The sequence below is a fragment of the Bisbaumannia salifodinae genome, from assembly GCF_055388505.1.
This window is the reverse complement of sequence record NZ_AP043781.1, coordinates 3,375,441-3,400,680: the sequence shown is the minus strand read 5'-3', so window position 1 is coordinate 3,400,680 and position 25,240 is coordinate 3,375,441. Positions and strand designations below refer to the sequence as shown.

The window sequence follows — 25,240 nt, the reverse complement described above, 5'->3', positions numbered from 1 at the left end:
TTTCGGGTATCCGGATTAACTGGTTGAAGGGGCCCTCAAGCCCTTTCAAACCCTTAATCCTCCCAGAAGGTTGATAGATCGACGCCGAAGTTCTTCTCTGGCTCGGGGAGCCCCATGCTGTAGGTCATAGTGGCCTTGCCTAGGAACGGGGATTCCTTGGTCTGCGGCGACTTCTTCTTGTGCTTGGTGGTGTAGAGCATCCGGGCCCGCATCACCTCGAACGAATAACCCCGGCCATCGCGGTTCTTATCCTTGGCCAGCCGGTTGATCGACTCCGTGAAGGCGTTGGTGATCGGGATGTCAGTCTCGAAGTAGGTCAGCATCTCCTCACGCCAGCCGCTGACGGCGCTGACGAGATCCTTCCAGACCTCCTTCTGCCCCTGCGGGATATCGTCAATCCAGCGAGCTAACGCCTTCTCGGCATCACGACGAGTGGTGCAGTCCCAGATGTGGTAGAACCGCTCCTTGTGTTCGTAGGCCGCAAGGAGCCGAGGGAAGGCCCCTGTCCATGTCTCCATGATGAGCCGCTCGCGATCTGAAACGTCGTGAGCACGCTTCAGCAGGATCTTCCGGTCACCCTTGAGAGTTCGGCGCTGGTTGGCTGTCAGCTCTTTCCTGAGGCCCTTGCGGACCTTATCCAGCGCCTCGTTGGCCATGCGCACGACGTGGAACTTATCGACCACGATACGGGCCTGTGGCAGCACCACCTTGACGGCAGCCCGGTAGGGCTTCCACATGTCCATGCTGACGATCTCGACCTGGTGGCGGTCGGCCATGTTCATAAGGCGCCTCGTCACCGCGTCCTGCTGGCGACCGGGCAGCAGGTCCAGTAGGGTACGCTCCTCCAGATTGGTCAGGATGCAGCGGTAGCGGCGGTTCAGGTAAAGCTCGTCGATGCCCAGGCAACGAGGCGTCTCGAAACGATGCCAGCGGCTCAGGAACTCGGCCTTCTTCCTGAATATCTCGCGAACGGTCTTTTCGTCGAGCCCCGTGGTGTCGGCCACGTAGGCATAGGGGTGATTGAAGGCCTCTTTCTCGACGTGGCTGTACAGCCGCCGAGTCATGCGATGGTCATCCACCATTTCCGGGAGCGCGGGGCGGAACGTCTTGCCGCAAGCCCGGCACGTGTAGCGGCGCCGCACTACCCAGAGGGTTACCCGCATGCCATGGATAGGGAGGTCTCGATAGGCGACATCGCGCTTACCGAAGCGAACGAACTCACTCTCAACGCCACATTCCTCGCAGGCGATTGGATGAGGTGCGTCTACCTGAAAGTGGATGTCATGCTCTTCCGACTTAACGCCAAGAACTTGATATTCCGGCAAGTGCAGAATGTTATCGGGCAAGTTGGTCATGCGTCCCTTCGGTACTTTGTTCGATAGCGCTGCATGGGAACTGGGCCGCCCTGTTTAAGCGCTCGGTAGGCAATCTGATATTCGCGTCTACGATCAGCATCCCTGCCATCGGCTCGCTTAGTCCCTGGCGGCAACTTGTGATGGTCTCCAGGGCCTTGCTCAGTGATGCCTCAAAGCGTTTGACTACCGTAGGCCCGACGCCTTTCACCTCCAGCAGGGCGGCTTTTTCTGATTCACTGAATGCCATATTGGGGCTCCCTACGCCGCATAACGCCTGTGACGTTGCGATGTGGGCGTTTCCGTCGCTTTGACCGCAGGTACGCGATGATGGCGACAGCGAGTACCAGATAGAAAAGAAACTCCATGGCATCCTTGCTCTGTGCTGACCGCAATGCAGCCCCTTCCCCTTGGGCGCCATTCCCTTGCCAGGCCCTTTCGGCCATTTAGAGGGTGTTTACAAACTACTGCGTTAGGCCATGCCGCGTTGAAATCAGTCTCAGAGTGCTCATTAACAAGCTCGTGAACTCCGCTTTTCGGCTGATTTCGCCATGCCTGGCCGTCGCTCGCCAGATGGAGCAGCCGTTCAACCACTGGCCAGCAACTTGACCCCAAGTCCCGACAGGCAGATACCGACGACTCTCTCGATCCATCTCCTGGTCCTGCGGATACGTGCTTGGATGATCGGTAAGGTGAGGAAGGCGGCCACCACGGAGAACCAGGCCATGTGACAGGCAATGACATAGAGACCATAACCAAGCTCGGCTCCGAGCGTCGTTCGTGGCGAGACAACTTGACTGAACAAGGAAACGATGAACAGCATGGTCTTGGGATTGAGGGCGTTACAGGCAAAGCCCATCCAGAATGCGGAACCACCATCGGCCTGCTTCGCCGATGCAGGTTCCCCGCCGTCACTCGCGCTCTCGTTGGCGTACCCCAACATACGAGCCTTGATATCGGGCCAGAACGCTGAAATGCCCAACCAAATCAAGTAACTGGCCCCCAGATAGCGCAGCGTCGTCAGAAGCCAAGCCTCCCCAGCGAACACCACGCCCAACCCGAACAGGGTATAAGTCAGGTGGACAGAAACGCCGCAGCCAATGCCGATCGCGCACCATACGCCGGCGCGTCGCCCACGTATCACCGCGATGCGCGTGACCATGGCAAAATCGGGTCCTGGACTGAGAACGGCCAGACAGGTGATCACAGCGACGGCAAGAATCTCGGTCTGGGCAATGTTGAACATGTCTCCTCCCTTGCATTGTCTTCGGGACAAGTATGAAATCGACCAGGCATGCGGAAAATCGAAAATTACTCGGACATGTTGTGAGCGATCTTCACAGAAAGAGACACCTGCCTCCACTGGCTCCACTACCAGCCTTCGAAGCGGCTGCCCGTCATCAGAGCTTCTCTCGCGCCGCCGAAGAGCTGCACCTGACCCATGGGGCGATTAGCCGAGCCGTTGCCCAACTCGAGCGACGACTGGGGGTCCAGCTCTTCGTCCGCCGCCACCGCAGGGTATACCTGACCCTGGCGGGAGAACGGCTGCAACGGGTCGCGGGTGAGATGCTCGATCGCCTGGACGAGGCGGCCGAAGCACTGCGCCGGCATGAGGGTAGTTCCCCCATCCTGACCATCTCCTGCGAACCCAGCCTGGGAATGCGTTGGCTCATGCCCCGACTGGGAACATTTCGCACACTGAACCCCGATCTCAATATCGACCTGCGGCTGGCAGGAGGCCCGATCGACTTGCTCGCGGACGGATGTGACGCCGCGATTCGCCACACCAACTTCGTCTTGCCTGAAGACGACGTCGTCACCCGACTATGGGCCGAGTTCGCCGGGCCGGTTTGCGCCCCCGACTGCTGGGAAACGGTCATTGGCCGCGACCTTTCTCGGGCGAGATGGCTGCACAGCCGCACTCGGCCAGAGGCATGGCGAGAGTGGCAGCGGGAAAGCGGCTATCGCGGCTCGCCAACCAGCGAGCAATTCTTCGATCACTTCTTCTTCGCCTTGCAGGCGGCCGTCGACCGCCTAGGGACCGCGATCGGCCCGCTACCACTGGTCAACGATGACCTGCAGGCAGGAAGACTCATCGCGCCCCTAGGCATGGTGGCAACGGGGTATGATTACGTGCTGCTCACCAAGGACTCGCCCGACACGGATCCCCGCATCGCACGCTTCTCCAACTGGCTGATGCAGCAGGCGAAGGATCTCTCGACGGGGGCAGGCCGGCTCCCTTCCGATCCTCCTTGACGGAGCCTTCTCGACCACTGCTACAGCCCCGAGTTGACCTTCGGTGTGCTCATCGTCTACGCCGTGACGGCGTCAGGCCGACCTGACGACCGAACAGCCGCCGGAAGAAGCTCGGGTCGGCGGAACCCTCCTCCTCGGCCAATTCGTCGATGGGCGCATCGCCGCTATTCAGCGCCTGCTTGGCTTCCTCCTCCGGATACCCATTATTTTCAACCAGAGAATCCGGAGAGGATGTTGATTGCTCCGAACTGCTGCCTCGGGGCGATCAACCATCTATTCCGGATACCCGTCATTTCTTGCCCGCAGGCAAGAAATGACCCGATTTTCAGGCCACTTCTTGCCCGTTCGGGACGTTCTGGCAGAGGCGATTTCTATAATAAATTGATTATAAATGGCTTTATTATTTATGGCATGACCTCTGCTCTATAACTGGCGTCCCCAGGACATTTTTTCTTATACCGTCAAGGAGCAGACTCATGCCGACACCTTGCTATATCAGCATCCACGGTCAGACCCAGGGCCATATCACCGCCGGCGCCTTCACCCCGGATTCCGTGGGCAACATCTACGTGGAAGGCCACGAAGACGAGATGCTGGTGCAGGAGTTCAAGCACATCGTCACCGTGCCCACCGACCCGCAGTCCGGCCAGCCCGCCGGCCAGCGTGCCCACAAGCCGTTTATCTTCACCGTGGCCCTCAACAAGGCCGTGCCGCTGATGTACAACGCCCTGGCCTCCGGCGAGATGCTGCCGACCGTCGAGCTGAAGTGGTACCGCACCTCCGTGGAGGGCCGTCAGGAGCACTTCTTCACCACCTCCCTGACCGACGCCACCATCGTCGATATCAACCTGCGCATGCCGCATGCCCAGGACGCCACCCAGTCCGAGTTCACCCAGCTGATGGACGTCTCCCTGGCCTATCGCAAGATCGATTGGGAGCACACCGTGGCCGGCACCTCCGGCTCCGACGACTGGCGCGCGCCGCTGGAGTCGTAAGCTCCAGGATGGCCGCCCGCGGGCGGCCATCGTCGCGGTGTGCCGGCTGACGCCAGGGCGGGGAGACGCGCCCTGGCGTCAGCCTGTCGTCGCCCTTGCCTCAGCGATCAGAGACGTTAAGCTGAGCCGTCGTGGCCGGAAGATGCCACGTGACTCGACTTCCAGGAGGGAAGACGCCGAATGGCCCACGCAAGCGGACTGCACTTTACCCTGAGCCTCGCCGGCACCGCCGACCTCGACCTGGCGGTGGTCGACTTCACCCTCGACGAGGCCCTCTCGGCGCCCTTCCGCCTGGAAATCCAGTTCGCCAGCCGCGACGGCGAGCTGAGTGCCGAGGCCTTCCTCGACCGCCAGGCCAGCCTGACCGTGTGGCAGGATGGCGAGCCGCTGCGCCGCATCCACGGCATCGTCAGCGAGTTCGCACGCGGCGACCGCGGCCACCGCCGCACCTTCTATCACCTCGAGGTTCGCCCGGCGCTATGGCGCCTCGGCCTGCGCCACAACTCGCGGATCTTCCAGGGCGTCTCGCCGCTGACCATCATCAACACCCTGTGCGAGGAGCGCGGCCTCACCGACGTGGCCTTCGCCGTGACCCGCGAGCCCGCCGAGCGCGAGTACTGCGTGCAGTACCGCGAGAGCGACCTGGCCTTTATCCAGCGCCTGGCCGCCGAGGAGGGGCTGTGCTTCTTCCATGAGTTCGAAAACGCCGAAGGCGGCACCCACCGCCTGGTGTTCGCCGACGACCCCCAGGTGCTGGGCGGCCTGGGGCCACGGACCTACCATGGCCGCGCCGGCGGTACCCCGCCACAACGCCATCTGCGTAAGCTCAAGCAGGTCTCGCGGGTGGCCCCGGCCAGCGCCGTGCTCAAGGACTACTCCTTCAAGCAGCCGGCTTATTCACAGCTCCATGAGCACCAGGCAGCGGGGCTCGATGAGCACGCCCAACGCGACGACTACGAGCACTACGACTACCCGGGCCGCTACAAGGCGGACGCCTCCGGCACGGCCTTTACCCGCATCCGCCTCGAGGCGCTGCGCCGCCAGGCGCTGACCGCCGAGGCCGAGAGCGACCTGCCGGAGCTGGCTCCCGGCACCCGCTTCACCCTCGAGGGCCACGACCTCGATGAGGTGAACCGCGACTGGCAGGTGCTGGCGGCGGTCCATACCGGCAGCCAGCCCCAGGCCCTGGAGGAGGAGGCCGCCCAGGCCGACGGCCTGACCACCCTCGCCAACACCCTGGTGCTGGCCCCCGCCGACCGCGCCTGGCGCCCCGAGCCGCCGCGGCGGCCCCGGGTCGACGGCCCCCAGGTGGCCTTCGTGGTGGGCCCCGAGGGCGAGGAGATCCACTGCGACGAGCACGGCCGGGTCAAGGTGCAGTTCCCCTGGGATCGCTACGCCGAGCCCAACGAGACGGCGAGTGCCTGGCTGCGGGTCAGCCAGGGCTGGGCCGGCGGCGGCTATGGCGCCATGGCCATCCCGCGCATCGGCCACGAGGTGATCGTCTCCTTCCTGGAGGGCGACCCGGACCAGCCGCTGATCACCGGGCGCACCTACCACGCGGTCAACACCCCGCCCTATGCGCTGCCCGAGCACAAGACCCGCACCGTGCTGCGCACCCAGAGCCACCAGGGCGAGGGCTTCAACGAGCTGCGTTTCGAGGACCAGGCCGACCAGGAGCAGATCTGGCTGCACGCCCAGCGTGACCTGGAGCTGCTCACCAATAACGATCGCACCGAAGCGATCGGCAACGATAGCTTCCTGTCGATCCACCGTGACCGGATCGCCGAGGTGGATAACGACGACCACCACAGCGTGCACGGCAATCGCCATGAGCAGACCGACGGCAGCCAGCACCTGATCGTCCAGGGCAGCCTGCACGTCCGGGCCGGCCAGGCCTGGCTCAGCGAGAGCGGCCGCGAGCTGCATATCAAGGCCGGCCATAAGGTGGTGCTGGAGGCCGGCAGTGAGCTGACCCTGAACGCCGGCGGCAGCTTCCTCAAGCTCGATGGCGGCGGCGTGACCCTCGTCGGCCCCAGCGTCAAGATCAACGCCGGCGGCAGCCCCGGCTTGGGCAGTGGCCAGGCCGTCGAGGCCCCGCTGCTGCCGGGGCATGCCGTGGCGGAGCGCCATGAGGCGATTCCGCCCACGGCCCTGCCCAGGCTCAAGGACTTCCAACTGAGTGAGGCCGCCCTGATGCCGCTGTGCGGCAAGATCAGCGACACCCAATGTGCCCGAGAGGATTGCCCATGCCTGGCTGGTTGAGCCAACTCCCCGAGCGCACCCGGGGCAGCGGGGGGCTGGCGGCCTGGGTTGACCCACGGCGGCCGGCCTATCTGGTGCTCGACCCGCGCCGTTATCCCGAGGCCTGCGCCGCCCTGGTGGGCCAGCCCGGTTGGCGTGACTACCTGACCCTGTTCGCCGGCACGCCCCTGGCGCCACTGCTGGAAGCGAGCCCCTGGCTCGTCGAACTGGAGGTCGGCAGCGACGCCTGGCAGGCCCTCGGTGCGCTATGCACGGGAGAGCGCCGGGGCTGGGCCTTCCAGCCGGCACACGCCACCCCGCTGACTGACCTGGCCGATCACCTGCGGCGATTCTTCGTGCTCGACGATTCTCACGGCGGCCAGTCGCTGGTGAATATTCAGGATCCCGCCGCCGGGACAGCGTTGCTGGCCGCCGGCAGCGACACCGCTTACGCCCAGTTCAGCGGGCCGCTGGGGCAGGTCGTCACGCCAACGCCGCAACGGCACTGGCTGGCCTGGCAGCCCGCCGATAGCCCCGGCAACGCCGACGCCTTGCCGCTGACCCAGGAGCTGGAACTCGCCCTGAAGGAGAGCGCTCATGCCTGGTGGCTCAGCCAGGCGACCGAGACACCGCTTCCGGCGCTGCCGCCGGAATGGCTGGAGCGCCTGATACGTCTTGCGACGGGTGGCATCACACACGGGCGGGACAAGACACGGCTGCTGCCGCTGATTTGTCAGGCCAGCGATGCCACCTGGCGGGACGCTCAAGTGATTTTGGTCGATCCGAGCCTCACCGCAGTGCAAAAGACCGGCGAATTGGAGCGCCTCTCATGACATCGAACCCACGGCCTGGCAGCCAACGTGCCCCGCTGTTGCTGCCCGAGTTCCAGGCACCTGCGTACGAGGGGGGACAGGAAGTCTCCGAACCGATGGCCTGCGAAGTGGCCCCCTGGGCCGACATTCTCTATCTCACCGGGACCGGCACCTTCTGGCTGCTTACCGAGGAGGTGGCCAGGGCCCTGCATGATGCCGCCGAGGAACTGGCCGGCTGGGTCAACGTGGAAGACCCCATCCAGCGCCTGGAGCACCTCAACGGGGAGGCCGGGTTGCTGGAGTGTTTCCTGCCCGCCAGCCCGATCAATTTCCTGAGCCAGGCCCAGCGGGAACGCTACGAACAGCACGAAGCCGATGTCGCCAGGCACGAGGCCGAGGCCGCCGAGTGGTATCGTGCCATGCATGCGCCTGGCCGGCGCAATGCCCACGAGCGCGAGCACGCCGGCATCCAGTACCAGCACTCGCTGCGGGCTCGCGACGACGCCACCCTGGCCATGAGTGTGCTACGCGAGCAGGGCCGGCGTGAAGCCAGGCAACAGGGCTACCTCCTCGAAGGCAGCGGCTACTATGGGCCCTGGGAAGCGGAGATCGAGCAGGCGCTGGAAACCTATCGGCAGTGCCGGGCCGCCGTCATCCAGGATACCGCCTCCGTCGACCAGCCGGGCACCTTGCTGCCGGTGCGCCAGGCGCTGGTGGAATACCAGGCCTTCCTCGCCGACTGCGAGTCGATGTCACCCAAGGACTCCTCGCGCTGCGCCGTCATCGGCGACTTCATCAGTAGCGAAGCCGAGCGTCTCGATGCCGACCAGCGGGCCTATTGCGACAGCATTCTGGCCTTGGCCACCCTGGGGGTCGCCACGCCCGAGTGGGCCCTGGCCGATGCATCGACAGACGCCACCTCCCTCGACCTGGAGCCCGGTCTCGAGGCATTCGATTATTACAATTGCCGGCTGAAGGAGGCCTCGACACTGTTCGAGGAGATAGAGGCCAAACTCGACCAGTGGGCCACGGCCACCGCGCGGCGCACGGCACTGCCCATCCACCTCTTCGAGGAGGAGCGTGCGGACTTCAATCGGCTGGTGGCACAACTGGACGTGCTCTACCAGCTGGCCGAGTCACAGGTGGAACGCATGCGGCCTCGGCGGGTGCTGTTCTGGCAAGCGGATATCAGCGACCAGCGCCATGCGCTGGGGTATCGCCGCCAGGTCATCGACGTCCTGGTTCGCAAGGACTTCCCGCTGCGCGAGTTTAGCTCGCCGCGTGCCGAGCAGGCGCTGAGTCATGTTAGCCTTCGCCACCTGCTGCGCGACGTGCGCGACGCGGAGCGTCCGGCGCTGCTGCGTGACCTGGAGCAAGACGGCGTGCTGCCCGCCACCCTCTGGGAGGCCAATGAAACGGCCCTGTCCAACTGGATGGCCCGGCGTGGCTGCGAGCGCATCGAGCGACGCGCCGACTGGTTCGAGGAGCGGCTCGGCTTCTTCCGCCCCGAGGCCTTCTTCGACTATCTCGACGCCCAGGGGCATGACGTGGCTTCCCTGCGGCAGGAGGAGGCCAAGAGTGCCTGGGCGGAAACGCTGCAGCGCATTCTCTTCACCGGGCCCAGCCGTGAGCGCCTGCGCCTGTTCGACGCCAGTGCCCAGGCCCAGATGCTGCGCCTGGTGGGCATGCCCCACGCCGCCTTGAACGAGGCGCTGGATATCCACCTCGACGAACCGGTGACCCTGATCGATCGCGAGGCATCACTGGAGTTCTTCGAGTGGCAAGGCGATTCCCAGGCCGGCGCCGCGCTATCCACCAAGCGTGAATACCGCGATGAAGGGAGCATCGAGCGTGATCTGAGGGGGCTTGGCTCCGTGAGTACGCCCTGGCGCTATTCCGAACGCCACGACGCCCGCCCCAGCGGCGCTGCCAAGCTGGAGCTGGAGCTCAAGGGCACCTACAGCCTGGCGCGTGGCGAGATCAGCCTGGGTACGCTGCACCTTCCCCATGAGCGCGATGCCCAGCCGTTCGAAGCCGTACTGACGCAACGCGAGAACGAAATCCGCAACCTAGGCCGCTACTCGCTGCAAGTGGCCGCGGTCGCCAAGGGCTTCGCCGGCGCCACCCTGGCGCTGACCGCCGAGGCCGGGCTGGGCTTCGATCACAATGGCCTCAAGCTCACCGGGCTGGACAGGGTCCAGCGCGAAGCCGAGGGAGGCGTCTTCAAGGCCTTTCTCGGTGCCAAGGTGGGGGTCAACACGCGCTGCAGCATGCGCTGGGCGCCGCCGGCCGATATCACCCGGCAACTCCCGCAACTGGCCGACCGCGACTGGCTGACCCTGAGCAATCAGCAGGCCGAACTCAACGCCTGGCGCAGCCTGGGCCATGCCGTGCTGGGCCTGGAAGCCGCAGGCGGTATCAGCGGCGAGCTCGGCCTGCGCCTGGGGATTCACCAGGGCAAGTTCGTCGCCTACTTCAAGGCCAAGGTCGTGGCGGGCCTGGGCGTGGGCGGCCAGATCGCCATGGAACTGGACCTCAAGCAACTGGACCTGTGGTTTATGATGCTTAGCCAGGCGCTGCGCGACAACGACTACGCCTTCGTCGACTGGGTGGACCGCGACGCCTTTCAGGCCATGAGCCGGCTGGCCTACCTGGGCGCCACCACCCTGCTCGATATCGGCCTGCTCGCCGCCCGCGGCCTGGACGGCATCCAGCGTCTCTACGACCTGATGACCCAGGGCGAACGGGCGGGGGTGATCGCTTACGCTATTGTCGATGCGGCAGGCAACCCTGAACAAGCGGCTCAGCTAGCTACCTGGATCAGGAACCTGTATCCAGAAGCGCTGGGACCCTTACTCAATACCCTGATAAGCCCGCCCGGCAGGAGCGGCTATACCATCGACGACGAGCCTTTCGACCGCGACCAGGCCATCGATCTGCAGCAGATCGCCATCGACAACTGCCTGGGCTGGTTGGAGGAAGGCTATACCGCCAGCCGCCACTACAGCCGTGCCACGGCCCAGCACCTCTTCGAGCGTGCGGTGGCGCGAATGTCGCTGGATGGCACCTATGACGAGGCACGCGGCTGGGGCAGGGCCTATTGCCAGAATCGTTATCGGCTGGATCAGTTTATGAAGCAGGTAAGTACTAATAGTGACCAAGCGGATGAAGCTCGTAACAATTATGATTTCATCGCTCAACGACTGGGCTCTGAAGTAGATAGTTACTGTCAACGTGCCACCTCGCCAAGAGGTACCTATGTCACCTATCGGGATACGGATACCTAAGATGATGACGAAATTTATCCGCCCTATTCTGCTAATGGGACTACTAAGCCTGGCCAGCAGTGGCTGGGCCCTGGAGCCCGAGGTGCAAGCCGCCAAGAACGAGGGGATGCGGCTCTATAATATCGGGCACTCCACGGCGGCCATGCCCTATCTTCGGCAAGCCGCGGAAGCGGGCGATGTCGAGGCCATGTACTACATGGGAGAGGCGGAGCGGCGACAGCAGATGATGGGGCTGACCCGGGCAGCCATGGAGTGGTATTTACAAGCCGCAGCGGAAGGCGATGCATACTCCATGCTGCAGCTGTTTCGAGGTGGCGCCTGCACCGCCGGCGACCGTTGCCCCGAGGGCTTCGAGGACTGGCACCATGCCGCCCTGGCCATTACCCAGCCCCAGGCCGAGGCCGGCGATCCCGATGCGATGCTGGCGATGTACCATATCCAGCGCATGTTCGAGGCATCGCGCCGGGCCGGCGAATGGCTGGAGCGCGCCGCCGAGGCCGGTCAGCCCGAGGCCCAGACCCTTCTGGGGCGGCAGATCCTTAACGGACGCGGCTGGTATCTGACCAATAGCCGTCGGCTTGGCGCCGCGGAGGAATGGTTTCGCCAAGCGGCGGAGCAAGGCTATGTTCCAGCAATAAGTGAAGTCGCGGATGTGCTGATTTCTCAAGAGCGTTACGAAGAAGCCTGGGAGTGGATGCAAGTCGCATCACAGGCAGGGCATATGGATAGGCGGTTTGGTGTGGGGTGGTGCTACCTTGATCCAGCGCGAAGAGAAAGATGTCAGGGAGGGGAAGACAAGATTAAAGGATGGGCAATTTTGCATGCTATGGCTATGGAGGCAAGTAACCAGTCAGCAATAAGCAATATGCGGCGAAATCGTGACATCCTGACAGATGAAGAGATAGTGGAAGCTGAAGCCTTAGCAGAGCGCGAATGGATCGGCCGTGAGCCGCCGCTTTCCAATTTTCCCCCGCGCTTTGGCTACTGATCGATTATGCCGGGACCTATGCAACGCCTGCTGAGCATCGCCCTGCTGGTGCTGCCGATAAGCGCCTGGGCCCTGGAGCCCGAGACCCAGGCCGCCAAGAACGAGGGGATGCGGCTCTATAATATCGGACATTCCACGGCGGCCATGCCCTATCTTCGGCAAGCCGCGGAAGCGGGCGATGTCGAGGCCATGTACTACATGGGAGAGGCGGAGCGGCGACAGCAGATGATGGGGCTGACCCGGGCAGCCATGGAGTGGTATTTACAAGCCGCAGCGGAAGGCGATGCATACTCCATGCTGCAGCTGTTTCGAGGCGGCGCCTGCACCGCCGGCGACCGTTGCCCCGAGGGCTTCGAGGACTGGCACCATGCCGCCCTGGCCATTACCCAGCCCCAGGCCGAGGCCGGCGATCCCGATGCCATGCTGGCGATGTACCATATCCAGCGTATGTTCGAGGCATCGCGCCGGGCCGGCGAATGGCTGGAGCGCGCCGCCGAGGCTGGCCAGCCCGAGGCCCAGACCCTTCTGGGGCGGCAGATCCTTAACGGACGCGGCTGGTATTTGACCAATAGCCGCCGGCTTGGCGCCGCGGAGGAATGGCTCCGCCAAGCGGCAGAGCAGGGGTATGTGCCCGGGATGGTAGCTCTAACCGCCGTTCTGGAGAGAGAAGGACAATATTCCGAGCTATGGTCTTGGGGAAAGCGTGCTTCATTGCTTGGATCTCGAGTTTCCAGGGTGGTCCATGGAGAATGCCTGATTGTCCCGGAGAGGGAAGAGTATTGCAGAGAAGAGGCGGATCCTATTCAAGGCTGGGCAATTCTTTATGCTGTCGTGGAAGAAACTAGTGACAATACGGCAAAGTACATACTAGAACAGCTGCATTCCCAACTTTCACGGGAAGAGCAAGAGGAAGCCGAAGCCTTGGCAGAGCGCGAATGGATCGGCCGTGAGCCGCCGCTTTCCAACTTCCCTCCGCGCTTTGGCTACTGATCGATTATGCCGGGACCTATGCAACGCCTGCTGAGCGTCGCCCTGCTGGTGCTGCCGATAAGCACTTGGGCCCTGGATCCCGAGATCCAGGCCGCCAAGAATGAGGGGATGCGACTATGGGGCATGTCCGAGTGGATCGAAATGCAGCCCTATCTGGAACCCGTCGCTGAAGCCGGTGATGTGGAGGCCATGTACTACCTGGGGGAGGCGACCCGCCTGCTGGATCGCGGTCTGTCTCTAAGGGCCATGGCGTGGTATCTGCAAGCCGCCGAACAGGGCGACCCTTATGCCATGCTGCGGCTCTTCCAGGGCGGCGCCTGTACCGCCGGCGACCGTTGCCCCGAGGGTTTCGAGGACTGGCACCATGCCGCCCTGGCCATTACCCAGCCCCAGGCCGAGGCCAGCGATCCCGATGCCATGCTGGCGATGTACCATATCCAGCGCATGTTCGAGGCATCGCGCCGGGCCGGCGAATGGCTGGAGCGTGCCGCCGAGGCCGGCCAGCCCGAGGCTCAGATCCTCCTGGGCAGGCAGATCCTTAACGGACGCGGCTGGTATTTGACCAATAGCCGCCGGCTTGGCGCCGCCGAGGCATGGTTTCGCCAAGCGGCGGAGCAGGGCTATGTGCCAGGGATGGAAAGCCTTTCAAGAGTCTTAGGTGATATAGAAGCATATGATGAGGCTTGGGACTGGGTTCAAGAAGGCTCGAATAATGGGAGCTATGACGCCCGCCTTGGGATTGCCATGTGCTACTTGGAGCCTGAGGACGACCCCGTTTGTTCATGTGAGGAAGACTTAATAGAAGGCTGGGCAGTATTGCATGCCATCGATATTGAAACTCAAGGTTCTGGGCAAATACGTGGTGCGAAACGGTTATATAGAGATCGGCTAACTGATGCTCAAGTCGAAGGTGCAGAAGTTCTCGCAGAAGAAAAATGGATCGGCCGCGAGCCCCCGCTCTCGCGCTTTCCGCCACGCTTTGGTTACTGATCCGTCATGTTAGCGCCTATACCACGCTGGCTGCTTATCGTCCTGCTGGTGCTGCCGATAAGCGCCTGGGCCCTGGATCCCGAGAGCCAGGCCGCCAAGGACGAGGGAATGCGGCCATACAATGCCCACCAACGCATGATGAGCATGCCTTATCTGGAAATCGCGGCGAGGATTGGCGATGTGGAAACGATGTACTATCTAGCGGAAGTGTATCGTCTACGTCGTCTCTGTTGCCTGAGGTTCCCCGGCTCGGGTAGGCTTCCCTCTAGTTTGTAACCGGAGGGAGCCGTGTCCCCTGTGAACACGCGATCCATCCCGACAGCGCACATAGAGGTTTTATTTACACCCATTAAATCAGGATGCGAAACCCATGGGTGTGTTATGTTATTCAAGTGCACGGTCAGAGCGCTGCGGGAATGTTTGAATGCTTGGTGCCGGAGGCATGGGTGTTTGTCCATTAAATAATGTCGTCTAGAGGGAAAGATGCTCGGAGAAACGTTAAGCGTTTTGAATGGCTGGATCAAAGAGTTCGGAATGCTTTCGGAGGGATGGCGCGCCGGTATTCTGGTCTTCATGCTGGTGTTCGCAACGGCTACCGCCGCATTTATCGCATCCCGTGTGATCGCCGTGCTGGAAAATAAATTCAGCGCAACCCAAAACCTCTGGGACGATGCGGTTCTCCATGCCGTCTGCAAGCCGGTTGAGGCGTTTATCTGGTTGCAGGGCGTCTATTGGGCGTCGGAGGTTGCCCATCACTTCTCCGACGCCGAAATCTTCAGGGCTAACGGCACACTGCTGCAGGTCGGTTTTGTCTGGGTGCTGGTCTGGGCATTGCTCAGGCTGGTAAAAGAGGCGGAAAAGATCCTGACGTCTCCGATGAAAGTTCGTCAACCGATGGATTACACCACGGTGAGTGCGATCAGCAAGCTGCTGCGGGTGGTAGTGATCATTACCGCGGTTCTGACCGTATTGCAGACCCTCGGGTTCAGCATTTCCGGCGTACTGGCCTTTGGTGGTGTAGGCGGTATCGCCGTCGGTTTCGCGGCTAAAGACCTGCTGGCAAACTTTTTCGGGGGGTTCATCATCCATCTGGACCGCCCCTTCAAGGTGGGCGACTGGGTGCGCTCGCCTGACAGGAACATTGAAGGTACGGTGGAGCATATCGGCTGGCGACTCACCACTATTCGTACCTTCGACAAGCGTCCGCTCTACGTCCCTAATGCCACCTTCACCACCATAGCGGTGGAGAACCCGTCCCGCATGACCAACCGCCGTATCTCGGAAACCATCGGCATACGCTACGCGGACGTCCATGCCATGAAGGAGATCGTGGATGAGATTCGTGACATGCTTAAGAAGCATGAGGATATTGCGGCCAATAAGACATTGATTGTGAATTTCCTGGCTTTCAATGCGTCATCGCTGGACATCATGGTTTACACCTTCACCAAAACCACCCAGTGGGTCCGGTTCCATGAAGTCAAAGAAGATGTGCTGCTCAAGATCAGCGACATCATCGAGAGCCATGGTGCGGAAGTGGCCTTCCCGACCCGCACCCTGCTTCTGCCCGATGGCGTGAAAGCCAGAGGCGACAATCAGGAGCCGCGAGCGTCCGAGCCGGCCAGCGAGGATGGTCAGAAACAAGGTTCCGGCAAACGGGCGGAGAAGCAGGATGCCAGCAGTTTCTGATAGCTGACCGGTCGGGGTCATTGGTGGCTCCGGCCCGGCCAGCCTCAGTCAACTCACCATCGCCGGTGAAGACATCCGTATTCCCCACGGCGTAATCCATGACCACTTCGGTCATTCGGAACACGACAGCTAGCGATGGCCTCTCGATGGGCTATTTATCCGGAGCCTGCTTTAGCAGCCTGAGGCCGTTGGCCACCACCAGCAGGCTGGCGCCCATATCGGCGAAGACCGCCATCCACAGGGTGGCGTGGCCGCTGAAGGCGAGCCCCAGGAAGAGCACCTTGATGGCGATGGCGAAGGCGATGTTCTGGATCAGCACCCGCCGGGTGGCCCGGGAGAGGGCGACGAAGCGTGGCAGCTTGCGTGGGTCGTCGTCCATCAGCGCCACGTCGGCGGTCTCGATGGCGGTGTCGCTGCCGGCGCCGCCCATGGCGAAGCCGATATCGGCCCGGGCCAGGGCCGGGGCGTCGTTGATGCCGTCGCCGACCATGCCGATGCTGGCGTTGGCCGCCTTCTCCTCGATCAGGCGCAGCTTGTCCTCGGGGAGCAGCTCCCCCCGGGCCTCGTCGATGCCGGCCTCGGCGGCGATGGCGGCCACGCTATGGCGGTTGTCGCCGGAGAGCATCAGGGTCTGGATGCCCAAGCGGTGCAGGGCGGCGATCGCCCCGCGGCTGCCGGCCTTGAGGGGATCGCTGACGGCAAACAGCGCCAGGGGACGGTTGGCCTCGCCGAGGATCACCGGGCTCTGCCCCTGGGCCTCCAGGGGCGCCAGGCGCGCCTCCAGGAGGCTCGCCTCGACGCCATGCTCCATCGCCAGGCGGCGATTGCCCAGCCATAGCCGACGCTCACCGAGGCTCGCCTTCACGCCCAGGCCGGGACGCTCGACGACGGCGTTTGGGGTCTCGGCCAGCCCGTCGGAAAGCGCTGCGGATGGCTCCTCGAATGGCTCCTCGAATGGCTCTTCGAATAGCGCCGCCGCCAGGGCCCGGGAGACCGGGTGATTGGAGCGCCCGGCCAGGGCCCGGGCCAGCCCCGCTGGCGACTCGCCGCTGTCGTGCGTGTCCCAGGCCTCCCAATGGTGCAGTCGAGGCTTGCCCTCGGTGAGGGTGCCGGTCTTGTCGAAGGCCAGCCAGGTCAGGCGATGGCCCTGCTCCAGGAAGTGGCCGCCCTTGATCAGGATGCCGGAACGGGCCGCCGCGGCCAGGCCGCTGACGATGGTCACCGGGGTGGAGATCACCAGGGCGCAGGGGCAGGCGATCACCAGCAGTACCAGGGCCCGGTAGATGCCCTCCAGCCAGGCGCCGCCGAACAGCGGCCAGGCCAGGGCGGTGACGATGGCCAGGGCGAACACCAGGGGCGTATAGACGGCGGCGAAGCGATCCACCAGGCGCTGGGTGGGGGCGCGGCTGGCCTGGGCCTCCTCCACCGCATGGATGATCCGCGCCAGGGTGGTGTCGTTGGCCCGCCGGGTGGTGCGGTAGTCGAGCTCCCCCTGCTGGTTGATGGTGCCGGCGAAGACGGCATCCCCCGGTCCCTTGTCCCTGGGCAAGCCCTCGCCGGTGATGGGCGACTCGTCCAGGGCGCTCCGGCCGCTGAGGATCTCGCCGTCCAGGGGCACCCGCTCGCCGGGGCGCACCCGCACCCGGCTGCCGATGGCCACCGCCTCGGCGGCCACCTCCTGCCAGTCGCCGTCGTCCTGGCGCACCCGGGCCGTGGCCGGGGCCAGGTCGAGCAGGCCGCGGATGGCGTCCCGGGCGCGGCCCAGGGAGCGCGCCTCGATGCGCTCGGCCAGGGTGAAGAGCACCAGCACCATGGCCGCCTCGGCCCACTGGCCGATCAGCAGGGCCCCGGTCACCGCCACGCTCATCAGCGCATAGATATTCAGGCTGCGGTGGCGCAGGGCGATCCAGCCCTTCTTCCAGGTGGTCAGCCCGGCCAGGCCGATGGCGGCCAGGGCCAGCAGGGGCGGTGCCCAGGCCAGCGCCAGGGTGAACCAGTGCAGCAGCTCCGCGGCCAGTGCCAGGACGGCGGCCAGGCCCAGCCGGCCCCAGCCCTCGGCGGGTGGCGAGGCCGGGGCGCTGGCGGTCGCATCCTCCAGCGGCTCGGCGCTCATGCCGGTGGCGGCGATCCGCGCCTGGATGCCGGCTTCATCGGCGCCGTCGTGGGCCACGGTCAGCACCCGGCGGATCAGGTCGAAGCGCAGCGCCAGGATGCCCGGCTCGTCGGCCAGGGCGCGGCGCAGCAGCGCCTCCTCGGTGGGGCAGTCCATGGCGGCGATATGCAGGCGCAGGGTCCGGGCATCGTCGGGTAGTGGCGTCTTGTCGGTGGTCGCCTGGGGGCGGCCGCCGCAGCAGGAGGTGGTCATCCGTGTGACTCCCTGGTGAGCTTGGGGTAGGCTCAGAGTACACACCCTGTAGCCACTACAGGGTCAAGAGGGGAGAGGGAGCCCTGGGAGTAAGCCCAGGGGATAAGCCGAGGAGGACGAGGATGCGTATCGGAGAACTGGCCCGCCAGAGCGGCTGCGGGGTGGAGACCATTCGCTACTACGAGCGGGAGGGGCTCCTGCCGGCCCCCGCCCGCAGTGCCGCCAACTACCGCCAGTATGACCAGCGTCATGCCGAGCGGCTGGCCTTTATTCGCCATTGCCGGGCCCTGGACATGACCCTGGAGGAGATCCGTACCTTGCTGGCCTATCACGACCATCCCGAGCGGCCCTGCCACGAGGTCAATGGCCTGATCGACGCGCACCTGGCCCATGTGGCGGCGCGGATTCGCCAGCTCCAGGCCCTGGAAACGGCCCTGGTGGCCCTGCGGGCGCGCTGCAACGGCGAGGCCGAGGCCGAGGCCTGTGGGATTCTTCGGGAGCTCTCCCGGCCCCTGGGCGAGGACGAGTTGCCCGCAGCGGGGGAGGGCGCCCATCTGCCCGGCGCCCATGGTTAAGGCGCCGGCCGGGCACAAAAAACCCCCGACCTTGGCCGGGGGTTGAGCGGGCGTCGGGCTTACTCGTCGCCGAAGTAGCGCTGCAGGATCTCGTCGTAGGTGCCGTCTTCCCTGAGGGTGGCCAGGGCCTCGTTGAAGCGCTCGGCCAGGGCCTCGTCGCGCGGGCGGAAGGCGATGCCGAAGCCTTCACCGAAGTACTCCTCGGGCTCGGTGACCATCTCGCCGACCACCCGGTAGTCGCCGTCGTCGCTGTTGAGCAGGGTGGACTGGCCGACCACGAACTCGAGGAAGACGATATCCAGGCGCTCGGCATCCAGGTCCAGCACCATGTCGTCGGCGGTGGAATAGCGGTTGATGGTGGCGATGCTGCCGTAGGCATCGGTGGCGTAGTTGTCGTAGGTGGTACCGCGTTGCACGCCGATGCTTTTGCCGGCCAGGCTCTCCTCGTCGATCTCCTCCAGGCTGCTGTCGGCGGGGGCGAACCAGGCGCCGGGAATGGTGATGTAGGAGTCGGAGAAGCGCACGGTCTGGCGGCGCTCGTCGTTGATGGACATGGAGGACATGATGGCGTCGTAGTTACGGGCCAGCAGGCCGGGGATGATGCCGTCCCACTCCTGCTCGACCCACTCGCAGGTAATGCCCATCTCCTCGCAGAGGGCGTTGCCGAGGTCGATATCGAAGCCGATCAGCTCGCCTTCCGGCGTGCGGTATTCCATGGGCTCGTAGGGCACGTCGACGCCGAAGCGGACATGGTCGTAATCACGGGCCTGGGCGGTGCCGGCCACGATGGCGGCACCGAGGAGAGAGATGGTAAGCAGTTTTTTCATGGTGCGTTTCCCTGTTGTTATAGGGGATTGAACCGGGGTTATCGATCCAGGCCACGGTAACGCAGCTTGGCGAGCCCCGGAAGGGGGATAGAGCCAATTTCCCAACGTTTGTTTGACGCCGGCCTGGGCCGGCGGGTTCAGGCCGGCTTGAGGTGGGCCAGCAGGCGCTTCTCCAGGTAACGGAACAGGTAGAGGATGGCGAAGGTTAGGCACAGGTAGATCGCCGCGACGAACAGGAAGGCCTCGAAGGGCGCATAGAAGCGCGCATAGACGAAGCGCGCCGCCCCGGTGAGGTCCATCAGGGTCACCACGCTGGCGATGGCGCTGGCATGCAGCATGAAGATCACCTCGTTGCCGTAGGCCGGCAGGGCGCGGCGGAAGGCGCTGGGCAGGATGATGCGGCGCATCATCAGGGCATTGGACATGCCGTAGGCCCGGGCCGCCTCGATCTCCCCCCTGGCGGTCGCCTTGATGGCGCCACGGAAGATCTCGGTGGTATAGGCCGCGGTATTGAGGGTGAAGGCGATCAGCGCCGGATAGAAGGCCTCGCGCAGCATCGGCCACAGGAAGGTCTCCTGAATGCCGTCGAAGAACACCACCCCGTAGTAGATGATATAGAGCTGAATCAGCAACGGTGTGCCGCGGAACACATAGGTGTAGGCGTAGATCGGCAGGCTGATCCAGCGCCGCCCGGAGCTGCGCCCGATGGCCAGGGGCACCGCCAGCACCAGCCCCGCCAGCAGCGACAGGAACACCAGCTGGGTGGTGGTGACCAGGCCTTCCCAGTAGTAGCCCAGGGTCTGGGGGGTGAAGATCAGGTTGTCGGATAGCAGCTCATTGAGCCAGGTCGTGAGTTCCATGGTCAGTGCTCCCCGAAGCCGACGTCGTAGCGTTTCTGCAGGCGGGCGAAGGCCCACTCGGAGACGCTGGCGATCAACAGATAGATAACGGCCACCGGAATCAGGAAGGTGAAGGGCTCATGGGTGGCGCGGGAGGCCTCGGCGGCGACCCGCACCATGTCCGTCAGGCCGATGATCGAGACCAGGGCGGTGGTCTTGAGCAGCACCATCCAGTTGTTGGAGAGCCCCGGCAGGGCATGGCGCATCATCTGCGGGAAGCGGATGCGCCGGAACACCAGCCAGTTGCTCATGCCGTAGGCCTTGCCCGCCTCGATCTGCCCATGCTCCACGGCCAGGAAGGCGCCGCGGAAGGTCTCGCACATATAGGCGCCGAAGATGAAACCGATGGTCAGCACCCCGGCGGCGAAGGCGTTGAGGTTAACGTACCAGTCGAGCCCGGTGTGGTCGTAGAGGGTATCGGTCAGCAGGTTGAGGCCCATCTGGCCGCCGAAGAACAGCAGCAGCATCAGCACCAGGTCGGGGACCCCGCGGATAATGGTGGTGTAGAGGGTCGCGGTCTTGTGCAGCAGCCAGTTGCGGGACATCTTGGCGCTGGCCGCCAGCAGGCCCAGCACCAGGGCCAGGATCAGCGACAGAACCGCCAGCTGCAGGGTGACCCCGGCGCCTTCCAGCAGCCGCGGGCCGTAGCCGTGAAGGTCTAGCATGGTCGTCTCCCGCTCAGTACTTGGGCGCCAGGAACTGCTGGAGGCGCGGCGATTGCGGGTTGTCCAGCACGTCGCGGGGCGCGCCGGCCTCCTCGACCAGGCCCTGGTGCAGGTAGATCACCTGGCTGGAGACGTCCCGGGCGAAACTCATCTCGTGGGTCACCACCACCATGGTACGGCCCTCTTCGGCCAGGTCGCGCATTACCTTGAGCACGTCGCCTACCAGCTCCGGGTCCAGCGCCGAGGTGGGCTCGTCGAAGAGCATCACCTCCGGGTCCATGGCCAGGGCCCGGGCGATGGCGCCGCGCTGCTGCTGGCCACCGGACATCTGCGCCGGATAGGCCTTGGCGCGATGCGACAGGCCGACCCGCTCGAGCAGGGCGTGGGCCTGGTCGATGGCCTCCTTCTTGGGCTTGCCCAGCACATGCACCGGGGCCTCGATGATGTTCTCCAGCAGGGTCATATGGGACCAGAGGTTGAAGCCCTGGAAGACCATCGAGAGCTTGGCGCGCATGCGCACCACCTGCTTCCAGTCGGCGGGCTCGCGACCCTGCTTGGTGTGCTTGAAGCGGATCTCCTCGCCATGCACGATCAGGTCGCCCTCGTCGGGCTGTTCCAGCAGGTTCATGCAGCGCAGGAAGGTGCTCTTGCCGGAGCCGGAGGCCCCGATCAGGGTGATGACGTCGCCTTTCTTGGCTTGCAGGGAGAGGCCCTTGAGCACCTCGGCGTCGCCGAAGCGTTTCTTGATATTACGAACTTCCAGCGGTAACGGCGTTGCGGCCATAACTCGGCTCCAGGTCGGGATGGCCATCCGGGGATGGCGATTTCAGCATGGCGGATGCGAAAGGCTGGCGATTCTACCAGCCCTGGCATCCCCTGACAGAGTATGGCCGAGTCGTCGGTATGCGACTTTTGTCTAGTGTTGGGGTGGGGGTCATAAATAGCTATCCTCTAACTTATTGTTGTCTGTCAGTTTTATTTTCTGCCTGGGGGCGTTTGGTTAGGGTTGGATGCTGGCCTCCGGCACCGGGCTCGGCCTGACCAACAGGGCGGCGCGGGCGCCGATCTCCACCTTGGCATTGGGGAAGACCACCGCCAATGGCGTATCGCCGACCCGGAAGTCGCCGGCCTCGGCGTCGCTGGCCAGCAGGCTGCCCGGGGCGAATTCGGTGAAGTTGGCGGTATCGTCGGCGAAGTGCAGGCTAAAGTCCCGGGAATGGCGCATCAGCTCATGCTCGACCCGGAAGAAGGCCAGGGCGTCGGGATCCTGCCCCGGTGGCTCGCGGCCCTCCACCAGGGCCTCGAGCAGGGCACGCATCGGGCGTAGGGCCACCAGGTCGTTGTGGCCGAAGGGGGCCACCTTACCCAGCTCCAGGGTAAAGGCCTGGGCGCCGTGGTAGTGCTTGGAATAGTGGGAGAAGGTCCAGCTGTGCTGATGCTGGTGCAGCACCGCCTGCAGGCCGGCGGCGGCCAGCCAGCGCCACTGCTCGGCGCCGGTGTGGTGCTCGGCATGGGGCTCCACCGCGAAGCGCGGGAAGCGGCTGTCGCGGATGGCGGTATGCAGGTCATAGTGCAGCCGCTGGCTGCCGGCGTGGCGGGCGTAGAAGGCGTCCACCGCCGCCATCAGGGTGCGGGCCCGCTCGGGTTCGTCGCCGTGGCGATCCTGGCCGCGCTGGAAGAGGCGGTTGAGGTTGGTGTCGAGAAAGCGCTCGCCGGCGCGGATGGCCGGCGGGTTGCCGAGGATCAGCAGGGTCGGGGCGCCCAGGCGCAGGCTGCCGGCCTCCAGGCGCGACAGCAACTCCCCCAGCAGTTCGATGGGGGCGGTCTCGTTACCATGCACGCCCACCGAGATCACGCAGGCCCGGGCCTGGGCCTGGCGCTCGCTGGGGATCAGCTCGAGGATGCCCGGGCCCAGCAGCCGGTAGCGGCCGAAGGGCAGCCGGCCTTCGGCCTCGGGGACCCGCTCGGCGAGGGTAAGATCGATCCATTGACTGAGCATAGGGCGCCTTCTGTGCTTGCCGTTCTGTGTCGGCACCATCACCAGCTTTGCTGGCGACGACAAGCGTCGGGGTCGAGGCGATGAAAAAGCCGGTGCCATCCTGTAACTCCCGGGCCGTTCAGCGGAGGGGCGCGAAGACGCTGACCCCGGGGCGTCCCACGCCCTCGTCGCCGGCAAGTGGCGGCAGGCCCGCGAGGCAGCGCAGCAGGGCTAGCATAAAAAGCCTCCCGACTAGAGGTGGCCAAGGCCGCATAGGGGGAGCGCTGCCGGTCGACTAGACTCCAGCAGGCAAGGTCGCTATCGAATCCTCGAGAGGAGCCGCAATCATGACTCAAGTGCTGGTGCTGTATCACTCCATGTATGGGCATATCGACACCCTGGCCAAGGCCGTCGCCGAGGGGGCGCGCGGGGTGGCGGGCTGTCGGGTGACGGTCAAGCGGGTGCCCGAGACCATGGACGCCGAGGCCTTCGCCAAGGCCGGCGGCAAGCAGGACTTCGACACCCCCGAGGCGGAGCCCGCGGAACTGGCCGACTACGATGCGGTGATCTTCGGCACCCCCACCCGCTTCGGCAACATGTCGGGCCAGATGCGCAACTTCCTCGACCGCACCGGCGGCCTCTGGGCCGAGGGCGCCCTGCGTGGCAAGGTGGGTAGCGTCTTTACCTCCACCGGCACCGGCGGCGGCAACGAGACCACCATCCTCACCGCCTGGACCACCCTGGCTCACCACGGCATGGTGATCGTGCCCATCGGCTATGGCACCGAGGCGCAGTTCGACATCTCCGAAGTCAAGGGCGGCTCGCCCTATGGCGCCGCCACCATCGCCGGCGGCGACGGCTCCCGCCAACCCAGCGAGACCGAGCTGGCACTGGCGCGCTTCCAGGGCGAGCATGTCGCCGGTATCGCCGCGAAACTCGCCGGCTGAAACGTTCCTTGCACCGGAACGCCTCGACGCCCTGCCATCGCGGGGCGTCGTCGTCTCGGGCTGCCGCGGCGAGTGACTATTGAGCGTGGCGTGAGCCTAGAGCCGACTGGCGATGGCTCGTCCCAGCGCCTCGGTGGTGCCGGTGCCTCCCACATCCGGTGTAAGAACGCGCTTGTCGCCGTCGCGGAGCACCGCCTCGAAGGCGCTAACGACGGCGTCCGCGGCCTCCCGGTGCCCCAGGTGCTCGAGCAGCATGGCGCCGGACCAGATCTGGCCGATGGGGTTGGCGATTCCCTTGCCGGCGATATCCGGGGCGCTGCCGTGTACCGGCTCGAAGAGGCTGGGAAAGGTCCCCTCGGGGTTGATATTGGCCGAGGGGGCCACGCCGATGGTGCCGGTGCAGGCCGGGCCCAGGTCGGAGAGGATATCGCCGAAGAGGTTGCTGGCCACCACCACGTCGAACCAGTCCGGGTGCATCACGAAGTTGGCGGTGAGGATATCGATATGGAACTGGTCGACCGCCACCTCCGGGTAGTGGGCGCCCATGGCGGCCACCCGCTCGTCCCACCAGGGCATGGTGATCGCGATGCCGTTGGACTTGGTGGCGGAGGTGAGCTTCTTCCTGGGCCGTGAACGGGCCAGCTCATAGGCGAACTTCAGCACCCGGTCGGTGCCGTGACGGGTCATCACCGTTTCCTGGATGACGATCTCCCGCTCGGTGCCCTCGAACATCTTGCCGCCGACGCTGGAGTATTCCCCCTCGGTGTTCTCGCGCACCACATAGAAGTCGATGTCACCGGGCTCGCGGCCCGCCAATGGGCTCTGGATACCGGGCAGCAAACGGCAGGGGCGCAGGTTGATGTACTGGTCGAAGCGCCGCCGGAACTGCAGCAGCGAGCCCCACAGGGAGACGTGATCCGGCACCGTCTCGGGCCAGCCCACGGCGCCGTAGTAGATGGCATCGAAGCCTTCGAGGGTCTCGAACCAGTCGTCGGGGAGCATCTGGCCGTGCTCGAGGTAGTAGTCGCAGCTGGCGAAGTCGAAGGCCTCGAGTTCCAGGTCGATGGCGAAGCGCCGCGCCGCCGCCTCGAGGATGCGCACGCCCTCGGGCATCACCTCCTTGCCGATGCCATCGCCGGGAATCACCGCGATGCGTTGTGCCATGCCGATCTCCTCTCTGAGTGGGAAAACCCCGCCAGTCTAGCAGGCCGTCCGACCCGGGAGGACGCCCCCAAGTTCTGGACATCAGGCCATTTTTTATTGGTCTGATGGGTGTCTCCGCCGGGTACCGGCGCGGCGGCGTGCCGGCGTCGACTATCTTGAACGGCAGAGCCCCCCGGCGCGTGCCGCCGCGGCCGGACCTCGTCGTTGCGTCCCAGGGAGA

General features: G+C 64.6%; 21 protein-coding genes. 11 read left to right on the top strand and 10 right to left on the bottom strand.

Features of this window, described 5'->3' with window-relative positions:
• Positions 1 to 53: 53 nt before the first annotated feature.
• From ACZ5EF_RS15845 to ACZ5EF_RS15835, 3 genes are all read right to left on the bottom strand, one after another.
• Positions 54 to 1,355: an ISL3 family transposase gene (locus tag ACZ5EF_RS15845; protein ID WP_346061650.1), complete on the bottom strand. Its 1,302-nt coding sequence runs from the start codon at positions 1,353 to 1,355 to the stop codon at positions 54 to 56.
• Positions 1,336 to 1,602, bottom strand: coding sequence for a hypothetical protein (locus ACZ5EF_RS15840; protein ID WP_346061651.1), 267 nt, complete (start codon positions 1,600 to 1,602; stop codon positions 1,336 to 1,338). Before ACZ5EF_RS15840 ends, ACZ5EF_RS15845 begins: the two co-directional genes overlap by 20 nt.
• Positions 1,603 to 1,938: 336 nt before the next feature.
• Positions 1,939 to 2,598: a LysE family translocator gene (locus tag ACZ5EF_RS15835; RefSeq protein ID WP_346061652.1), complete on the bottom strand. Its 660-nt coding sequence runs from the start codon at positions 2,596 to 2,598 to the stop codon at positions 1,939 to 1,941.
• A gap of 32 nt (positions 2,599 to 2,630) precedes the next feature.
• Here ACZ5EF_RS15835 and ACZ5EF_RS15830 point away from each other — a divergent pair, with 32 nt between their 5' ends.
• The 9 genes from ACZ5EF_RS15830 (at position 2,631) to ACZ5EF_RS15790 (ending at position 15,600) form a co-directional block, all read left to right on the top strand.
• A complete protein-coding gene (locus tag ACZ5EF_RS15830; protein WP_346061653.1) occupies positions 2,631 to 3,608 on the top strand; it encodes a LysR substrate-binding domain-containing protein in 978 nt (325 codons plus the stop codon).
• Between the two features lie 476 nt (positions 3,609 to 4,084).
• The gene (locus ACZ5EF_RS15825) at positions 4,085 to 4,603 is read left to right on the top strand and encodes an Hcp family type VI secretion system effector (RefSeq protein ID WP_346061654.1); all 519 of its coding nucleotides are present in this window, start codon (positions 4,085 to 4,087) and stop codon (positions 4,601 to 4,603) included.
• A 180-nt stretch (positions 4,604 to 4,783) separates the two neighbouring features.
• Entirely contained in the window at positions 4,784 to 6,865 is a 2,082-nt protein-coding gene (locus ACZ5EF_RS15820; RefSeq protein WP_346061655.1) for a type VI secretion system Vgr family protein, read from the top strand.
• A complete protein-coding gene (locus tag ACZ5EF_RS15815) occupies positions 6,850 to 7,677 on the top strand; it encodes a DUF4123 domain-containing protein (protein WP_346061656.1) in 828 nt (275 codons plus the stop codon). Before ACZ5EF_RS15820 ends, ACZ5EF_RS15815 begins: the two co-directional genes overlap by 16 nt.
• Positions 7,674 to 10,943, top strand: a complete 3,270-nt coding sequence (locus tag ACZ5EF_RS15810; RefSeq protein ID WP_346061657.1) for a hypothetical protein — start codon at positions 7,674 to 7,676, stop codon at positions 10,941 to 10,943. The genes ACZ5EF_RS15815 and ACZ5EF_RS15810 overlap by 4 nt, the downstream gene beginning before the upstream one ends.
• A 1-nt stretch (position 10,944) precedes the next feature.
• Complete coding sequence (locus ACZ5EF_RS15805) at positions 10,945 to 11,931, top strand: tetratricopeptide repeat protein (RefSeq protein ID WP_346061658.1); 987 nt, start codon at positions 10,945 to 10,947, stop codon at positions 11,929 to 11,931.
• An 18-nt stretch (positions 11,932 to 11,949) separates the two neighbouring features.
• Positions 11,950 to 12,921, top strand: a complete 972-nt coding sequence (locus tag ACZ5EF_RS15800) for a tetratricopeptide repeat protein (protein ID WP_346061659.1) — start codon at positions 11,950 to 11,952, stop codon at positions 12,919 to 12,921.
• 18 nt (positions 12,922 to 12,939) lie between these two features.
• On the top strand, positions 12,940 to 13,911 hold the full coding sequence (locus ACZ5EF_RS15795) for a tetratricopeptide repeat protein (protein ID WP_346061660.1): 972 nt from the start codon (positions 12,940 to 12,942) through the stop codon (positions 13,909 to 13,911).
• Positions 13,912 to 14,394: 483 nt separating this feature from the next.
• Positions 14,395 to 15,600, top strand: coding sequence for a mechanosensitive ion channel family protein (locus ACZ5EF_RS15790; protein ID WP_346061661.1), 1,206 nt, complete (start codon positions 14,395 to 14,397; stop codon positions 15,598 to 15,600).
• Between the two features lie 151 nt (positions 15,601 to 15,751).
• On the opposite strand, the gene ACZ5EF_RS15785 is transcribed toward ACZ5EF_RS15790, so the two are convergent.
• Positions 15,752 to 17,965, bottom strand: coding sequence for a heavy metal translocating P-type ATPase (locus ACZ5EF_RS15785; protein WP_346061662.1), 2,214 nt, complete (start codon positions 17,963 to 17,965; stop codon positions 15,752 to 15,754).
• Between the two features lie 122 nt (positions 17,966 to 18,087).
• Between ACZ5EF_RS15785 and cadR the strand changes: the two genes are divergently transcribed.
• Positions 18,088 to 18,540: a Cd(II)/Pb(II)-responsive transcriptional regulator gene (gene cadR, locus ACZ5EF_RS15780; protein ID WP_346061663.1), complete on the top strand. Its 453-nt coding sequence runs from the start codon at positions 18,088 to 18,090 to the stop codon at positions 18,538 to 18,540.
• A gap of 59 nt (positions 18,541 to 18,599) precedes the next feature.
• Here cadR and ACZ5EF_RS15775 read toward each other — a convergent pair whose 3' ends face one another.
• From ACZ5EF_RS15775 to astE, 5 genes are all read right to left on the bottom strand, one after another.
• On the bottom strand, positions 18,600 to 19,367 hold the full coding sequence (locus ACZ5EF_RS15775; protein WP_346061664.1) for a transporter substrate-binding domain-containing protein: 768 nt from the start codon (positions 19,365 to 19,367) through the stop codon (positions 18,600 to 18,602).
• 137 nt (positions 19,368 to 19,504) lie between these two features.
• The gene (locus ACZ5EF_RS15770; RefSeq protein ID WP_346061665.1) at positions 19,505 to 20,227 is read right to left on the bottom strand and encodes an ABC transporter permease; all 723 of its coding nucleotides are present in this window, start codon (positions 20,225 to 20,227) and stop codon (positions 19,505 to 19,507) included.
• A 2-nt stretch (positions 20,228 to 20,229) separates the two neighbouring features.
• On the bottom strand, positions 20,230 to 20,931 hold the full coding sequence (locus ACZ5EF_RS15765; RefSeq protein ID WP_346061666.1) for an ABC transporter permease: 702 nt from the start codon (positions 20,929 to 20,931) through the stop codon (positions 20,230 to 20,232).
• Positions 20,932 to 20,944: 13 nt separating this feature from the next.
• Positions 20,945 to 21,715: an ABC transporter ATP-binding protein gene (locus tag ACZ5EF_RS15760; protein WP_346061667.1), complete on the bottom strand. Its 771-nt coding sequence runs from the start codon at positions 21,713 to 21,715 to the stop codon at positions 20,945 to 20,947.
• A gap of 216 nt (positions 21,716 to 21,931) precedes the next feature.
• A complete protein-coding gene (astE, locus tag ACZ5EF_RS15755; protein ID WP_346061668.1) occupies positions 21,932 to 22,930 on the bottom strand; it encodes a succinylglutamate desuccinylase in 999 nt (332 codons plus the stop codon).
• 326 nt (positions 22,931 to 23,256) lie between these two features.
• On the opposite strand from astE, the gene wrbA reads away from it, so the two are divergent.
• Positions 23,257 to 23,856: an NAD(P)H:quinone oxidoreductase gene (gene wrbA / locus ACZ5EF_RS15750; RefSeq protein WP_346061669.1), complete on the top strand. Its 600-nt coding sequence runs from the start codon at positions 23,257 to 23,259 to the stop codon at positions 23,854 to 23,856.
• A 96-nt stretch (positions 23,857 to 23,952) separates the two neighbouring features.
• On the opposite strand, the gene ACZ5EF_RS15745 is transcribed toward wrbA, so the two are convergent.
• Positions 23,953 to 25,020: a tartrate dehydrogenase gene (locus ACZ5EF_RS15745; protein WP_346061670.1), complete on the bottom strand. Its 1,068-nt coding sequence runs from the start codon at positions 25,018 to 25,020 to the stop codon at positions 23,953 to 23,955.
• Positions 25,021 to 25,240 lie beyond the last annotated feature (220 nt).

What these genes read in the sequence shown, in the direction of transcription:
- ACZ5EF_RS15845 (WP_346061650.1), bottom strand. Translation starts at nt 1,355, where the DNA reads ATGACCAACTTGCCCGATAACATTCTGCACTTGCCGGAATATCAAGTT.
- ACZ5EF_RS15840 (WP_346061651.1), bottom strand. Translation starts at nt 1,602, where the DNA reads ATGGCATTCAGTGAATCAGAAAAAGCCGCCCTGCTGGAGGTGAAAGGC.
- ACZ5EF_RS15835 (WP_346061652.1), bottom strand. Translation starts at nt 2,598, where the DNA reads ATGTTCAACATTGCCCAGACCGAGATTCTTGCCGTCGCTGTGATCACC.
- ACZ5EF_RS15830 (WP_346061653.1), top strand. Translation starts at nt 2,631, where the DNA reads ATGAAATCGACCAGGCATGCGGAAAATCGAAAATTACTCGGACATGTT.
- ACZ5EF_RS15825 (WP_346061654.1), top strand. Translation starts at nt 4,085, where the DNA reads ATGCCGACACCTTGCTATATCAGCATCCACGGTCAGACCCAGGGCCAT.
- ACZ5EF_RS15820 (WP_346061655.1), top strand. Translation starts at nt 4,784, where the DNA reads ATGGCCCACGCAAGCGGACTGCACTTTACCCTGAGCCTCGCCGGCACC.
- ACZ5EF_RS15815 (WP_346061656.1), top strand. Translation starts at nt 6,850, where the DNA reads ATGCCTGGCTGGTTGAGCCAACTCCCCGAGCGCACCCGGGGCAGCGGG.
- ACZ5EF_RS15810 (WP_346061657.1), top strand. Translation starts at nt 7,674, where the DNA reads ATGACATCGAACCCACGGCCTGGCAGCCAACGTGCCCCGCTGTTGCTG.
- ACZ5EF_RS15805 (WP_346061658.1), top strand. Translation starts at nt 10,945, where the DNA reads ATGATGACGAAATTTATCCGCCCTATTCTGCTAATGGGACTACTAAGC.
- ACZ5EF_RS15800 (WP_346061659.1), top strand. Translation starts at nt 11,950, where the DNA reads ATGCAACGCCTGCTGAGCATCGCCCTGCTGGTGCTGCCGATAAGCGCC.
- ACZ5EF_RS15795 (WP_346061660.1), top strand. Translation starts at nt 12,940, where the DNA reads ATGCAACGCCTGCTGAGCGTCGCCCTGCTGGTGCTGCCGATAAGCACT.
- ACZ5EF_RS15790 (WP_346061661.1), top strand. Translation starts at nt 14,395, where the DNA reads ATGCTCGGAGAAACGTTAAGCGTTTTGAATGGCTGGATCAAAGAGTTC.
- ACZ5EF_RS15785 (WP_346061662.1), bottom strand. Translation starts at nt 17,965, where the DNA reads ATGACCACCTCCTGCTGCGGCGGCCGCCCCCAGGCGACCACCGACAAG.
- cadR (WP_346061663.1), top strand. Translation starts at nt 18,088, where the DNA reads ATGCGTATCGGAGAACTGGCCCGCCAGAGCGGCTGCGGGGTGGAGACC.
- ACZ5EF_RS15775 (WP_346061664.1), bottom strand. Translation starts at nt 19,367, where the DNA reads ATGAAAAAACTGCTTACCATCTCTCTCCTCGGTGCCGCCATCGTGGCC.
- ACZ5EF_RS15770 (WP_346061665.1), bottom strand. Translation starts at nt 20,227, where the DNA reads ATGGAACTCACGACCTGGCTCAATGAGCTGCTATCCGACAACCTGATC.
- ACZ5EF_RS15765 (WP_346061666.1), bottom strand. Translation starts at nt 20,931, where the DNA reads ATGCTAGACCTTCACGGCTACGGCCCGCGGCTGCTGGAAGGCGCCGGG.
- ACZ5EF_RS15760 (WP_346061667.1), bottom strand. Translation starts at nt 21,715, where the DNA reads ATGGCCGCAACGCCGTTACCGCTGGAAGTTCGTAATATCAAGAAACGC.
- astE (WP_346061668.1), bottom strand. Translation starts at nt 22,930, where the DNA reads ATGCTCAGTCAATGGATCGATCTTACCCTCGCCGAGCGGGTCCCCGAG.
- wrbA (WP_346061669.1), top strand. Translation starts at nt 23,257, where the DNA reads ATGACTCAAGTGCTGGTGCTGTATCACTCCATGTATGGGCATATCGAC.
- ACZ5EF_RS15745 (WP_346061670.1), bottom strand. Translation starts at nt 25,020, where the DNA reads ATGGCACAACGCATCGCGGTGATTCCCGGCGATGGCATCGGCAAGGAG.